The sequence below is a fragment of the Streptomyces acidiscabies genome (genome assembly GCF_020010905.1).
In the GTDB taxonomy this organism is placed as follows: domain Bacteria; phylum Actinomycetota; class Actinomycetes; order Streptomycetales; family Streptomycetaceae; genus Streptomyces; species Streptomyces acidiscabies.
Map to the genome: position 1 here is coordinate 4,037,435 of NZ_JAGJBY010000001.1, position 12,852 is coordinate 4,050,286.

A 12,852-nucleotide genomic window follows, 5' to 3' on the forward strand; every position below is an offset into this window, starting at 1 on the left:
CCCGGCCCCCTTCGGTTTTGGCGTCCTAGTCGTTCAGTGCGCGGTCCACCAGCACCGGGGCCGCCCCCAAGTACCCGGTGGGATCACACAGTTCGGCGATCTCCTCGGCGGGGACCTCGGGTGCCAGGTCTGCCAGCACCGTCGCCAGCGGGCGGCCGGTCGCGTCGGCCTCTACGGACGCCCGGGTGAGGAGTTCCTTGGCGCGGGCCCGGCCCAGGCGGGGCGTGAGGCGGGCCGCGATCCGCTCCGACACGATCTGGCTGTCCGTCAAGTCCAGGTTGGCGCGCATCCGTTCGGGGTGCACCTGGAGTCCCGACGTCAGCTCCACGGCCGTGTGCGCGGCGCCGCCCACCAGGCGCAGACACTCCCGCAGCAACAGCCACTCCGCGTGCCAGGCCCCGGCGGACCGCTCGTCCTCGGTCACCATGCACTGCGTCAACGCCCCGCTCAGCGCGGGGACTTGCAGCGCCGCCGAGCGGATCATCGTGCTGAGCACGGGGTTGCGCTTGTGCGGCATCGCCGACGACGCGCCCCGCCCGGACACGGCGGGCTCGGCCACCTCCCCGACCTCCGTGCGGGCCAGCGCCTGCACATCGACCGCGATCCGCCCCAACGCGCCCGCGGTGAAGGCGAGTACGGCGGCGAGGTCGGCGAAGGGGGTGCGCAGGGAGTGCCAGGGGAGGACGGGGACGGCGAGCCCGGTCTCGGCGGCGAAGGCTTCGAGCAGGCGGGTGGTGTAGGCGGCGGGGTCGGCGAGGCGCGGTATGCCGTGGCCTGCGGACGGGGTCTGGGCGCCGCGTCCTGCGGACCGGGGCGCGGTGCCGTGGCTGCCGGGCCCGGTCGGGGCGCCCGCGTCGGAGGTCGCCCCGTCCACCGCCGCGTACTCCAGATACCCCGCCAACGTCCCCGCCGCACCCCCGAGCGACACCGGCAAGCCCTCGTCGGCCACGTGAGCCGTGCGGCGCCGCGCGTCGAGCAGCAGCTCCCGCCAGCCCGCCGCCTTCAGGCCGAACGTCGTCGGTACGGCGTGCAGCGCCAGCGTCCGGCCCGGCATCGGGGTGTCCCGGTGGAGCCGCGCCGAACTCGCCAGCGCCTCCGCCGACTTGTCGAGGTCCGCGACGATCAGGCGCAGCGCACGCCGGGAGACCAGCATCGCCGCCGTGTCGAAGACGTCCTGACTGGTCGACCCCCGGTGCACGAACTCGGCGGCGCCCGGGTCGACTTGGGCCACCCGCCGGGTGAACGCCTGGACGAGCCCCACGACAGGGTTCGCGGTCTCCCGGGAGGCCAGCGCCAACTCCCGTACGTCCAGGGTGACGTCGGCGGCGACGGTGGTGATGACGCGGGCCGCCGCCTCCGGCACCGTACCCAGCCCGGCCTGCGCCCGCACGAGCGCCGCCTCGGTGTCGAGCATCGCCCGCACCCACGACTCGTCGCCGACGACCGCTTCGACGGGGGTTCCGGCGCGGACGGGGGAGAAGAGCCCGGAGTCGAGGCCGGTCACACCACCACCCCCGTCCACTCGCTGTCGTCCTGCGCCGGGCGGACCTCCTGCGGGACCCGGGACAGGGGCGGGAGGGCGAGGACGGCGCGGGCTATCGCGTCGGAGTCGCCCAGGGTGACCGAGTCGACGCCCGGGCGGATGCCGGCGGCCGTGACCCAGTGAACGGCCTCCGTGGGGACGCCGAAGGCGAAGCGGCGCGGGTGGGGGCGGCCCTGGCTGTCGAGGAGGTGGTAGGGGCGTTCGCCGACGGCGAGGCCGCCGGTCTCGTACATCGTCCCGCAACTGCCGTCGATCCGGTACGGACCCGCCTGCTCGGTCGCCAACAGGTGCCGCAGCAGCGGGTCTTCGGCGCGGCGGACGTCGGGTTCGGGGAGCCGCGCCTCGATCAACGCGCGGGCCCGGACCGGCGCTCCGGGTACGACAGTCGAGTGCGCGACGAACGACGGGTCGGCGGTGTCGAAGCGGATCTGCGTGCCGGGGCCGGTGAGGACCAGGAGCCCGGCGTCGAGGAGCGCGATCATCTCCTCGATGCGGGAGGCGGGCGGCCCGATGGACAGGAACGCGTTGAGCGGCGTGTACCAGCCCTCGACGTCGTCGCGGTAGGAGTTCCCGTCGATGCCGCCGTGGTCGACGGCGAGCCGGATCTCGTTGCGCAGGTCGCGCAGCACGTCGAGCGCGGCCTTGAGGGGCCCGTCGACGTTCCCGGCTTCCGCCTCGCGGACGTCGCGCTCCAAGTAGCCCCGCAGCCACGCCTGGAACTCCTCGCGGCTCGCGAACTCCCGCCCCGCGAGAGGGGAGATGAGCCGCTCCCAGTCCCAGACGGCCTCGATCCCGTACCGCTCCAGCAGGTCCGCCGCGTCCGCCCCGGGCCCCAGCGCGAGGAACTCCCCGGCGAACGCGGCGACTTGGCCGCCCCGGGCGGCGAGCAGCGTCGTGTAGTACACGTTCTCCACCTCCCACCGGATCACCGGCCAGAGGTCGTCGCCGAAGTAGGGCCGCGTCTCGTCGGCGCGCAACCGCTCGACGTACTCGGCGGTCAGCAGCCGGGGGAAGTAACGCCCGTGCGCACCCTTCTGGTTGGCGCCGCGCGCGTGGTACGGCACACCGCGCCGCGAACTCGCGTACATCACCGGCTCCTGCCCGCTGGGCCGGTACACGAGCCCGCCCTCGGGGGCCCGTTCGAAGACGCCGCCCCGGCCGAGCGTGAGCAGCGCCATGTAGTCGAAGAAGTTCAGCCCGAGCCCGCGCAGCAGCACCGGCTCACCGGGACGGATCCCGCTGAGGTCGGCGTCGGCCGGGTTGGTGGGTGTGAGGTAGGCGAGGTAGTGGATGCGGGCCAGCGCGGCGGTGCGCTCCTGGCGGGGCGTCAGCCGGGCGGGGATGTGGCCCTGTGCGAGGACGACCGAGTCGAGGTCGTTGAGGCGGGTGCCGTCGGCGAGCCGTACGCCCTGCCGGCCGCCGCGCGCGCCGTGCACGTCGGACATCGCGACCGCCTGCGAGCGGTGCACCCGCACCTCGACGTGCTCGGGGGCGCGGGCCAGGATCTGCCGGAAGCAGTCGTTCAGGTAGTGGCCGTAGAACGCGCGGCTCGGGTACGAGTCCGGCTCCAGGCGGCGCGCCTCCGCGAGGGTCTCCTCGTCGTACAGATGGCCCTCCACGCCGAGCAGCGCGAGCTGGCGCGCCCAGTCGTACAGGGACGGGCCCGGCTCGATCGGGCCGTCGATGCGGACGCTGTCGTCGGTGAACACGGTCACCTGCGAGGCGACGGTGTTCATCAGCAGGTGCCGGGACTGCTCCGGGCGCCAGACGCGGCCCGCGCCCGGGGTGTTCGGGTCGACGAGGTGGACGACCACGGAGGCGTCCGAGGGGGCGAGCCGTTCATTGGCGCACAGCCGCTCCAGCACCGACAGGCCCCTCGGGCCCGCGCCGACGACACAGATTTCTTTACTCTTTCTGCTCATCCGGAATCTCCTCGGTGCGCTTTCTCTCGCTGAATGGTGCAGGGTGCAAGAAATGCGGGTTAGGGTGGGAATGTGAATTCACCCGGCAGCTTCGAGGCGTGCCCAGGACGCGTCAACGAGGAATTCGACGATAAATCAGGTGCTCACCAGGACCTGACGAATTCGGGAGTGTCCCGTGTCCCTTTCCGGGCCCCGGCGACAGTCTGGACTCCATGCGTGCCGCCTACATCACCGAACTCGGGCCGTCCCACGAGATCCGCCACGGCGAACTGCCCGAGCCGACCCCCGGACCGACCGACGTGCTGGTCGAGGTCGAGTGCACCACCGTCAACCCGGTCGACACCCTCGTCCGCTCCGGCCGCTTCCGCACCCCTGTCCCGCTGCCCCTGATCGTCAGCCGCGACCTTGTCGGTACGGTCGTGCGCTCCGGTTCCGGCTTCGCGGCCGGTGATCGGGTGTGGACCAACAGCCTTGGCCACGGCGGCCGTCAGGGTGCCGCCGCCGAACGCGCCGTCGTCCCCGCCGACCGCCTCTACCGCCTGCCGCCCGGCGTCGACCCCGAGCAGGCGGTCACCGTGTTCCACCCCGGCGGTACGGCGTACCTGGCGCTGTTCACCCATGCGCGGGTGCGGCCGGGCGAGACGGTGTTCGTGGCGGGGGCCGCCGGGAACGTCGGAAGTGCCGTCGTGACCCTGGCCGTTGAGGCGGGCGCGCGGGTGGTGGCCACCGCGTCCGGCCAAGACGCCGACTACGTACGGGAGTTGGGCGCCGACGTCGTACTCGACTACCGGGAACCGGAGTTGGAGCCCTTGCGGGGCACGGTCGATGTCCACATCGACACCTTCGGCACCAACGACCTCGGCCAGGCGGTGGAGTTGATCGCGCCCCGTGGGCGGATCGTGCTGCTCGCCGGGGTGGCCGCGCGGCCCGTGCTGCCGGTCGGGCCGTTCTACCAGAAGGACGCCTCGATCCTAGGGTTCGTCATCTCGCACGCGACGACCGACCAGCTCGCCGAGGCGGCGGTCACCGTCAACAGGCTCACGGCGTCGGGCCGTCTGCGGTCCCGGCGTACCGAGCGGGTGCCTCTGAGCGCGATGGCCGACGCCCATCTGCGCATGGAGAAGGGCGAGTTGCACGGCAGGCGGCTCGTCGTCCGGCCCGACCTTTCCGTGTAAGTCGTCCATCGTGAGGAGACACGCAGTGGTACACCTTGTCGTGGTCGGCGGCGGGATCGGCGGGCTCGCCTCCGCGCTGGCCTTCGCCCGGCACGGCCATCGAGTCACCGTCCTGGAGCGGCGCGAGGAGTTCACCGAACTCGGCGCCGGCATCCAGCTCGCCCCCAACGCCTACCACGCCCTCGACCGCATCGGCGTCGGCGCCGAGGTGCGGGCGCGGTCCGTGTTCGTCGACGAGCTGCGGCTCTACGACGGCACGACCGACGAACTCATCAACTCCATGCCGCTGACCGGGGGTTACCGGCGCCGCTTCGGGAACCCGTACGCCGTCGTGCACCGGACCGACCTGTACCGGCCGCTGCTCGAAGCGTGCCGGGAGCGGCCCGGCGTGCAGCTCGTCACGGGCGCGCCGGTGACCGGGTACGGGCAGGACGCCGACGGCGCGTGGGCGGTGCTCGGCGACGGCTCCCGCGTCGCCGGGGACGCCGTGATCGGCGCCGACGGCATCCGGTCCGCCGTACGCGGGCAGCTCCTCGGCGACGGGGAGCCGCGCGTGTCCGGGCACACCATCTACCGGTCCGTCATTCCCATGGCGGGCGTGCCCGAGGAGCTGCGCGCCAACGCCGTGTGCCTGTGGGCGGGGCCGCAGTGGCACTTCGTGCACTATCCCATCAGCGAGGGGCGGGAGTTGAACCTCGCGGCGACCCGCGACGACGGCGCCGTCACGGCCGTCGCCGGGGAGGCCGTCGAACGCGGCGTCGTGCTCGGGGAGTTCTCCGAACTCGGGGAGATCGCGGGGCGGTTGCTGCGGCTCGGGGACGGGTGGCGGCGCTGGGTGCTGTGCGACCGGGACCCCGTCGACACGTGGGTCGACGGGCGGGTCGCGCTCCTCGGCGACGCCGCGCACCCCATGCTCCAGTACGCCGCGCAGGGCGCCTGCCAGACCCTCGAAGACGCCGTGCTGCTCGGCGAGTTGCTCGGCCCGCAGATCGCTGCCGCCGCGCTGCCGGCCCGGCTCGGCGCGTACGCCGCACTGCGCCGGAGCCGCGCCGCGCGTGCGCAGTTGATCGCGCGCGAGATGGGGCGGCAGGTCTATCACCCCGCCGGGGTCGCGGCGAAGGCGCGGAACTCGGAGTTGTCCGCATTGAGCGCCGACGAACTCCACGGAAAAGTCGAATGGCTGCACGGGGACCGGGAATTCCAGCGGACCGCGTGAATATCGCTTCGCACAAGACGGGAAAAGAAATGGCAACTGATTACGAGCGCCCGGGAGTGACCACATTCCAGGTGCGCGCCGAGATTTTCGTCGCCGCTCCTGCGGACAAGGTGTACGAGGTCGTCAGCGACCTCGGGCGCAGCGGGGAGTGGAGCCCCGAGTGCCAGGGCGGCACCTGGATCCAGGGCGAACCCTCCACCGTGGGCGCGGTCTTCGAGGGCAAGAACCTGCGCGGGGCCGAGGCGGTGCCGTGGGCGCCGGTCATCCGGGGCGAGTGGTCGACGCTCTCCGAGGTCGTCGAGGCGGTCCCCGGCTCGGTGTTCCGCTGGATCATCCTCACGAGTGCCGGGGAACGGCAGGAGAGCACCTGGTCCTTCGAGATCTCACCCGCCGACGGGGGTGTCGTCCTCGTCCATCACTACCGGCTGGGGCGGCTCACCGAGGGCCTCTCGAAGATCTTCGCGTCCCTCGACGAGGCCGGCCGGGAGCGGTTCGTGAAGGAGTGGAACGCGAAGCTGGCGGTGGATGTGGAGCGGACGGTGGCGGGGATCAAGAGGGTGATCGAAGGGGTGTGACGGCGAGGGTGTGAGGGCGGGGTGTGAGGGTTCCGCCAGCGTGACGGCCCGGCCGACCTCCTCCCGGAGGCGGCCGGGCCGGTTTGTTCTAGAGCTGCACGGGTACGGCCTTGGCCCCCGACTCGAACAGCGCCTCCACGGCCCGCGCCTGCCCCACCGCGTCCGCACGGCCGTACGGAGCGGGCCGCCCCTCCGCGATCGCGCGGGACACGTCGTCGAAGAGGATCCGGGAGACGGCGTACGCCTCACCGCAGCGGTACACCCCCTCCGGGTCCACCGGCAGGTACTCGCTCACCGGGTCGGCGTGCGGCGGCGGGCCCTGGCGTTGCAACTCGACCTGTCTGACGTCCCGGCAGAACCACGGGTCTTCCAGGACCAGCCGCCCGGTCGTCCCGACCAGCTCCAGCGCGTCGCCCCGGCACACCTCCTGCCCCACCTCGAACTGGGCCAGCACATCGCCGGGCAGCCGCAGGGTCGCCGCGAAGTTGTGGTCGAGCCGCCCGCCGCGCCGCACCTCCTCCGCGTACACCCGCTCCGGTTCCCCGGCGAACATCCTGACAGCGGCCAGCGTGAACGACCCCAGATCCAGCATCCCCCCGCCCCCACGCTCCGGGAACCGCCGGAAGTAGTCGTCGGGCAGGTTCGCGGTGCAGGCGGCGTAGATGTACCGCAGCTCCCCGATCACCCCGTCGTCGACGAGCCTCTTGGCCAGCACATGCTGCGGATGGTGCCGCGAGAACACCCCCTCCACACACACCCGCCCGGCCTCCTCGGCCGCGTCGAACACCCGCTGCGTATCGGCCACCGACAACGCGAGCGGCTTCTCGACGACCACATGCTTCCCGGCCCGCAACGCCCTGACCGCCCACTCGGCATGATCGACGGGGTCGAGCGCGACGAACACGGCCTCCACGTCGTCGTCCGCGAGCAGCTCCTCGCGGCTGCGATGAGCCCTGGCGATCCCCCAGGTCCGCGCATACTCCTCGGCGTCATCCGCGGCCACGGCCACGAACTCCGCCGTCCGCGAGAACCCCTTCGCCTTCATGGCCACATCGGCATACCCCCCGGTGACCAGCAGCCCCCAACGCACCTTCCGCATACCCACCGTCCCTTCCGGGCCGGGCGGCCCTCACCCTCCACCCTGTGCGGGCGGCGGGCGAGGGCGGAAGCGGGTCCTTCACACTCCGTCAGGTAAGGCGCACGGTCCCGGATGGCGGATCCGGCGTCCCCGGGCGCCTTCCTTGAGGCCGGTCAGAAATACCCCAGCTTCTTCGGCGAGTAGCTGACCAGGAGGTTTTTGGTCTGTTGATAGTGCTCCAGCATCATCTTGTGTGTCTCCCGGCCGATCCCCGACTGCTTGTACCCGCCGAACGCCGCGTGCGCGGGGTACGCGTGGTAGCAGTTGGTCCACACCCGGCCCGCCTGGATCGCGCGGCCCGCGCGGTACGCCGTGTTGACGTCGCGGGTCCAGACGCCCGCGCCGAGGCCGTACGGCGTGTCGTTGGCGATCTTGATGGCGTCGTCGAAGTCGTCGAACCCGGCGACGGAGACGACCGGCCCGAAGATCTCCTCCTGGAAGACCCGCATCCGGTTGTCGCCCTCGAAGATGGTCGGGCGGACGTAGTAACCGCCCTTCAACTCGCCGTCGTACTCGGCACGTTCACCACCCGTGAGGATCTTCGCGCCCTCCTTCTGGCCGATCTCGATGTACGAGAGGATCTTCGCGAGCTGCTCGCTGGACGCCTGCGCGCCGATCATCGTCTCGGTGTCGAGCGGGTGCCCCGGCTTGATCAGCTCGGTGCGGGCGACGGCCGCGGCGAGGAAGTCGGGGTAGTTGCCGCGCTGGATGAGCCCCCGGGAGGGGCACGTGCACACCTCGCCCTGGTTCAGCGCGAACATCGTGAACCCTTCGAGGGCCTTGTCGCGCAGGTCGTCGTCCTTGTCCCAGACGTCGTCGAAGAAGATGTTCGGCGACTTCCCGCCCAGCTCCAGCGTCACCGGCTTCAGGTTCTCCGCCGCGTACTGCATGATCAGCCGCCCGGTCGCGGTCTCCCCGGTGAACGCGACCTTCGCCACGCGCGGGCTCGACGCGAGCGGCTTGCCCGCCTCCAGGCCGAAGCCGTTGACGATGTTCACGACACCCGGCGGCAGCAGGTCCGCTATCAGCGACATCCAGTAGTGGATCGACACGGGCGTCTGCTCGGCCGGCTTGATCACGACCGTGTTGCCCGCCGCCAGCGCCGGCGCGAGCTTCCACGTCGCCATCAGGATCGGGAAGTTCCACGGGATGATCTGCGCGACCACGCCGAGCGGCTCGTGGAAGTGGTACGCCACGGTGTCCTCGTCGACCTCGCTGAGCGAACCCTCCTGCGCGCGCACCGCCCCCGCGAAGTACCGGAAGTGGTCGATCGCCAGCGGGATGTCCGCCGCCAGCGTCTCGCGCACCGGCTTGCCGTTCTCCCAGCTCTCCGCGACCGCCAGCGCCTCCAGGTTCGCCTCCATCCGGTCGGCGATCCTCAGCAGGACGTCCGAACGCTCCGTCGCCGACCGGCGCCCCCACGCGGGCGCCGCGGCGTGCGCCGCGTCCAGCGCCTTCTCCACGTCCTCCGCCGTGCCCCGCGCAACCTCCGTGAACGGCTGCCCGTTCACCGGACTCGGGTTCTCGAAGTACTGCCCCCGCACCGGCGGCACGTACTCCCCGCCGATGAAGTGGTCGTAACGCCCCTGGTAGGAGACGAGCGCCCCCTCCGACCCGGGCGCGACGTAACGAGTCATCCCATGCCTCCTTCACCGGCGCTGCCCGCCATTGGACAGCTCCGACGGACGGTACGCACCTGGACGTTGCACCCACGTTGCACGACCGCGCCCGTACGAGGCCGCCGCCAACTCCGCCTCCAGCGACGCCAGTCGCGCCCGCACCGGTGCCGTTGGGCGTACCGCCGCCAGTGCCCGCCACACCTCCAGGTCGTCCTCGCCCCACGGCGCGTGCGCCCAGTCGGACAGCAGGTCGGGGTCCTGGCCCGCGATCAGCGCCGCCCTCAGCTCGTCCGCGAGCTGCCGCCTGAGCCGCATCACCGCGGGCGCCCGCGACCCCGGCAGCAGTGGGCCGCCGTACGCCGAGAGCGCCCCCGTCACCGCCCCGGCGGCGATCCTGCGCTCCACGACCGCCACGTCCGACTCCACCGGTACGGTCAGCCGGTACGGCCGCGACGCGAGCAGCTCCGGGCCCAGCACCCCGCGCAGCCGGGCCAGTTCGGCGCGCAGCGTCACCGGCGGCACCGACTCGTCCTCGTACAGCGCGCACAGCAGCTCGTCCCCGGTCAGCCCCTCCGGATGGCGGGCCAGCAGCACCACGATCTCGCTGTGCCGCCGGCTCAGCCGCACCCGCCTGCCGCCCACCGTCAGCCGCGCCTCGTCCCGCCCCAGCGCGGCCAGCTCGGGCGCCTCGACGGCGGGCCGCTCCCGCGCGAGCAGCGCCAGCTGTCCCTCCGCCGCCCGCGCCACCGCCTGCACGAACCCCAGGCTGTGCGGATGCGCCAGCGCGTCCCCGCCCGTCACGTCGACGGCGCCCAGCACCCGCCCGGTACGCGGGTCGTGCACCGGAGCCGCCGCGCAGGTCCACGGCTGCGCCTGCCGCGTGAAGTGCTCCGCCGCGAACACCTGCACCGGACGGTCCACCGCGACCGCCGTCCCCGGCGCGTTCGTCCCCACCGCGCTCTCCGCCCACCGCGCGCCGGGCACGAAGTTCATCCGACCCGCGCGCCGCCGAGTCGCCGCGTGCCCCTCGACCCACAGGAGGCGGCCGTGCGCGTCGCACACCGCGAGCAGATGCGAGCCGTCCGCCGCGAACGGCGCCATCAACTCCCGCAGCAGCGGCATCACCAGGGCGAGCGGGTGCTCCGCGCGGTAGGTGCCGAGCGCGCCGTCCGTCAGCTCCACGTCCGCCGTACGGTCCGGCCCCACGCTGGCTCGCGCGGAGCGTCGCCACGAGTCCGCGACGACCCGGCGGACCGGCTGGGCGACCGTCCCGGCGGCCGTGAACGTCTCGTGCGCCCGCCGCAGCGTACGGACTCGCTCGGCGGGGTCGGCCCCCGGTTCGAGGGCCACCCAGGGATCGGTCAACTCGGCCTCCTGGAGGGTGAATCGGACGGCACAGGGCGCCGTGCGTGCTGTCGGCCATCGTCACTCCGGGTGCGGGCCCCGACAACCGTCGCGGCACCACCCGCCCAGATCGGCCGGGTCAGACCTGGGCGACGAGTCTCATGTACCGCGCCCAGTCCCAGTTCCGGCCCGGGTCCGTGTGATCGGTGCCCGGCACTTCGTAGTGGCCGATGATGTGCGCCCGGTCCCTGGGGATGCCGTACCGGTCGCAGACCGTCGCCGTGAGCCGCGCGGACCGCTCGTACATCGCGTCCGTGAAGTAGGCGGGCCGGTCCACCCAGCCCTCGTGCTCGATACCGACGCTGCGAGTGTTGTACTCCCAGTTCCCCGCGTGCCACGCGACGTCGGCCTCCCGCACGCACTGCGCGACCCGGCCGTCGGAGGAGCGGACCACGTAGTGCGCGGACACGTTCTTCTTCGGGTTCTGGAAGATCGTCAGCGCCTTGTCGAACGACGTCTGCGTCACATGGATGACGACGAGGTCGACGGGGTGCCGCTGCGAAGGGCGGTCGGAGGCGGTGTAGTTGGCCGCGTCCGCGGGGGCCCACAGCGCGGAGGGGTAGTCGGCCGCCTGGGTCTGCGCCCCGGCCCTCGGCTCGGGCAGCACCACGGAGGCCGCCGCCGCGAGCGCGGCTCCTTTGAGGAGGTGCCGCCGGTTGGGGAGGGGACTGGCTCGGTTCATACAAGGCCCTTCTGCCGGTGGGGAGTTCGCCGCTTCGCCGCTGCGGTGCGTGTGATCACACGGTACGGGGAGCGGGGAGTCCGCAAGAGGGCACTTCGGGAATCTGTGGACAGACCGGGGCCTGTGGATAAGTCGGTCACTCGAACGGGGTAATTGCGGGGCTGGGGACGGGAGTTGTCCACAGGGAGGATCGTTTCGCCTCGACGCGAGGCGGGTGCCGGCCCGGCGTTAAGTCCGACAATCGCACCGGATCGAGCCGCCTCGCCTCGTCACCCGGCCCAACTCGACTTGCCCCACCTCACCCCGCCCCGACCCCAACCCCCACCGGATCGTCCAACACCCCCCGCACCACAGAATGCGCCGCCCCCAGCAACGGCCCCTCCGACCCCAGCCGAGACACGGACACCGGACACACCGGCCCCGCCGTCCGCCGAGCCAGCTCCGCCTCCAGCGACGGCAGCAGCCACGGCGCGAGCCCGGCGAGCGCCCCGCCGAGGACGACCCCTTCCGGGTCCAGCAGGTTGACCGCCCCCGTGAGGGCGATCCCGAACGCCGTCCCTGCCTCCCGCAGGGCCCGCCGCACCGCCTCGTCACCGTCCGCCGCGCGCCCCGCGAGCAGTCCGACCCGGTCGTTGCCGGGCGCGAGGCCGGCGGCCCGCAGCACGGCTTCCTCCCCGGCGTACTGCTCCAGGCACCCGTGCCCCCCGCACACGCACTCCGGCCCGTCGGGATGGACCGGCACATGCCCCAGCTCGCCCGCGAACCCCCGGGTCCCGCGCAGCAGTCCGCCGTCCACGACGACCGCCGCGCCGATTCCGATCTCGGCGGAGACGTGCAGGAAGTCCCGGGGTGTGTCCTCACCGAGCCAGAGTTCGGCGAGCGCACCGAGGTTGGCCTCGTTGTCGGCGACGAACGCGGGCTGATCGGGCAGGAGTTCACCGAGGTCGACACCGTGCCAGTCGAGGTTTGGCGCGCGCACGACCGTACGCCCGTCCCGCGCCACGAGCCCCGGCACGGCGACGGCGAGCCCCGCCGCCCACAGCCCCTGCGCGCGTGCCTCGGCGACGACGTCCCGGACCAGGTCGCTGAGTTCCGCGACGACGGGTACGGGGGAGCGGCCCCGGTTGCTGCCCTGCCGCTCGGCACGCGCGCGTACCTCACCCCGCAGGTCGACCGCGCAGACGGCGAGATGATCGACGCCGATCTCCGCACCGATCCCGGCGGGGCCGCGCCGGGAGACGGCGAGCGCGGACCCCGGCCGACCCACCCGCCCCGGCCGCTCGGGCCCCAGCTCCTCCAGCAGCCCCGCCCGTATCAGCTCGTCCACCAGCGTCGACACGGCCGTCCGCGTCAACCCGATCCGCGAGGCCACCGCCGCGCGCGAGAGCGACCCCTCCGCGCTGACGGCATGCATGACCCGCGCGAGGTTGCGCCGCCGCATGCCCTGCTGGGTGTCGGAGGACACCCGGCCGGTGGCGGTGGGGCGGGGGTCGTGCAGGGGGGCGGTCATGCGGGGGTGTCCTTCGGCTCTGGTCGGGGTGGGCGGCGAGAACTCACGGCCAATGGATTAAAAGTCCA

10 protein-coding genes are annotated in these 12,852 nt (G+C 72.7%); 3 read left to right on the forward strand and 7 right to left on the reverse strand.

Going from position 1 to position 12,852, the window contains the following annotated elements; genetic code table 11:
• Positions 1-25 precede the first annotated feature (25 nt).
• Positions 26-1,522 carry a class-II fumarase/aspartase family protein gene (locus J8M50_RS18745; RefSeq protein ID WP_010355450.1) on the reverse strand — a complete coding sequence of 499 codons (1,497 nt, stop codon included), beginning with the start codon at positions 1,520-1,522 and terminating at the stop codon, positions 26-28.
• Positions 1,501-3,465, reverse strand: coding sequence for an FAD/NAD(P)-binding protein (locus tag J8M50_RS18750; protein WP_010355449.1), 1,965 nt, complete (start codon positions 3,463-3,465; stop codon positions 1,501-1,503). Before J8M50_RS18750 ends, J8M50_RS18745 begins: the two co-directional genes overlap by 22 nt.
• A 212-nt stretch (positions 3,466-3,677) precedes the next feature.
• Between J8M50_RS18750 and J8M50_RS18755 the strand changes: the two genes are divergently transcribed.
• The 3 genes from J8M50_RS18755 to J8M50_RS18765 are packed head-to-tail and all read left to right on the forward strand — an operon-like array spanning position 3,678 to position 6,431.
• On the forward strand, positions 3,678-4,640 hold the full coding sequence (locus J8M50_RS18755) for an NADPH:quinone reductase (protein WP_010355448.1): 963 nt from the start codon (positions 3,678-3,680) through the stop codon (positions 4,638-4,640).
• Between the two features lie 25 nt (positions 4,641-4,665).
• The gene (locus J8M50_RS18760; protein WP_010355447.1) at positions 4,666-5,856 is read left to right on the forward strand and encodes an FAD-dependent oxidoreductase; all 1,191 of its coding nucleotides are present in this window, start codon (positions 4,666-4,668) and stop codon (positions 5,854-5,856) included.
• 56 nt (positions 5,857-5,912) lie between these two features.
• Positions 5,913-6,431, forward strand: coding sequence for an SRPBCC family protein (locus J8M50_RS18765; RefSeq protein ID WP_010355446.1), 519 nt, complete (start codon positions 5,913-5,915; stop codon positions 6,429-6,431).
• A gap of 88 nt (positions 6,432-6,519) precedes the next feature.
• Here J8M50_RS18765 and J8M50_RS18770 read toward each other — a convergent pair whose 3' ends face one another.
• The 5 genes from J8M50_RS18770 to J8M50_RS18790 all read right to left on the reverse strand — a co-directional run bounded on the left by J8M50_RS18770 (position 6,520) and on the right by J8M50_RS18790 (position 12,784).
• Positions 6,520-7,530 (reverse strand): Gfo/Idh/MocA family protein, encoded by a 1,011-nt coding sequence (locus J8M50_RS18770; RefSeq protein WP_010355445.1) that lies wholly within the window; start codon positions 7,528-7,530, stop codon positions 6,520-6,522.
• 152 nt (positions 7,531-7,682) lie between these two features.
• Entirely contained in the window at positions 7,683-9,206 is a 1,524-nt protein-coding gene (gene exaC, locus J8M50_RS18775; RefSeq protein WP_010355444.1) for an acetaldehyde dehydrogenase ExaC, read from the reverse strand.
• A gap of 12 nt (positions 9,207-9,218) precedes the next feature.
• A complete protein-coding gene (locus J8M50_RS18780) occupies positions 9,219-10,553 on the reverse strand; it encodes a GAF domain-containing protein (RefSeq protein WP_010355443.1) in 1,335 nt (444 codons plus the stop codon).
• Between the two features lie 118 nt (positions 10,554-10,671).
• Complete coding sequence (locus tag J8M50_RS18785; protein WP_010355442.1) at positions 10,672-11,274, reverse strand: N-acetylmuramoyl-L-alanine amidase; 603 nt, start codon at positions 11,272-11,274, stop codon at positions 10,672-10,674.
• Between the two features lie 298 nt (positions 11,275-11,572).
• Complete coding sequence (locus tag J8M50_RS18790) at positions 11,573-12,784, reverse strand: ROK family transcriptional regulator (RefSeq protein WP_010355441.1); 1,212 nt, start codon at positions 12,782-12,784, stop codon at positions 11,573-11,575.
• Positions 12,785-12,852 lie beyond the last annotated feature (68 nt).

Excerpts from the sequence above, each read along its gene's own strand:
- J8M50_RS18750 (WP_010355449.1), bottom strand. The coding sequence starts at position 3,465 with ATGAGCAGAAAGAGTAAAGAAATCTGTGTCGTCGGCGCGGGCCCGAGG.
- J8M50_RS18755 (WP_010355448.1), top strand. The coding sequence starts at position 3,678 with ATGCGTGCCGCCTACATCACCGAACTCGGGCCGTCCCACGAGATCCGC.
- J8M50_RS18770 (WP_010355445.1), bottom strand. The coding sequence starts at position 7,530 with ATGCGGAAGGTGCGTTGGGGGCTGCTGGTCACCGGGGGGTATGCCGAT.
- exaC (WP_010355444.1), bottom strand. The coding sequence starts at position 9,206 with ATGACTCGTTACGTCGCGCCCGGGTCGGAGGGGGCGCTCGTCTCCTAC.
- J8M50_RS18785 (WP_010355442.1), bottom strand. The coding sequence starts at position 11,274 with ATGAACCGAGCCAGTCCCCTCCCCAACCGGCGGCACCTCCTCAAAGGA.
- J8M50_RS18790 (WP_010355441.1), bottom strand. The coding sequence starts at position 12,784 with ATGACCGCCCCCCTGCACGACCCCCGCCCCACCGCCACCGGCCGGGTG.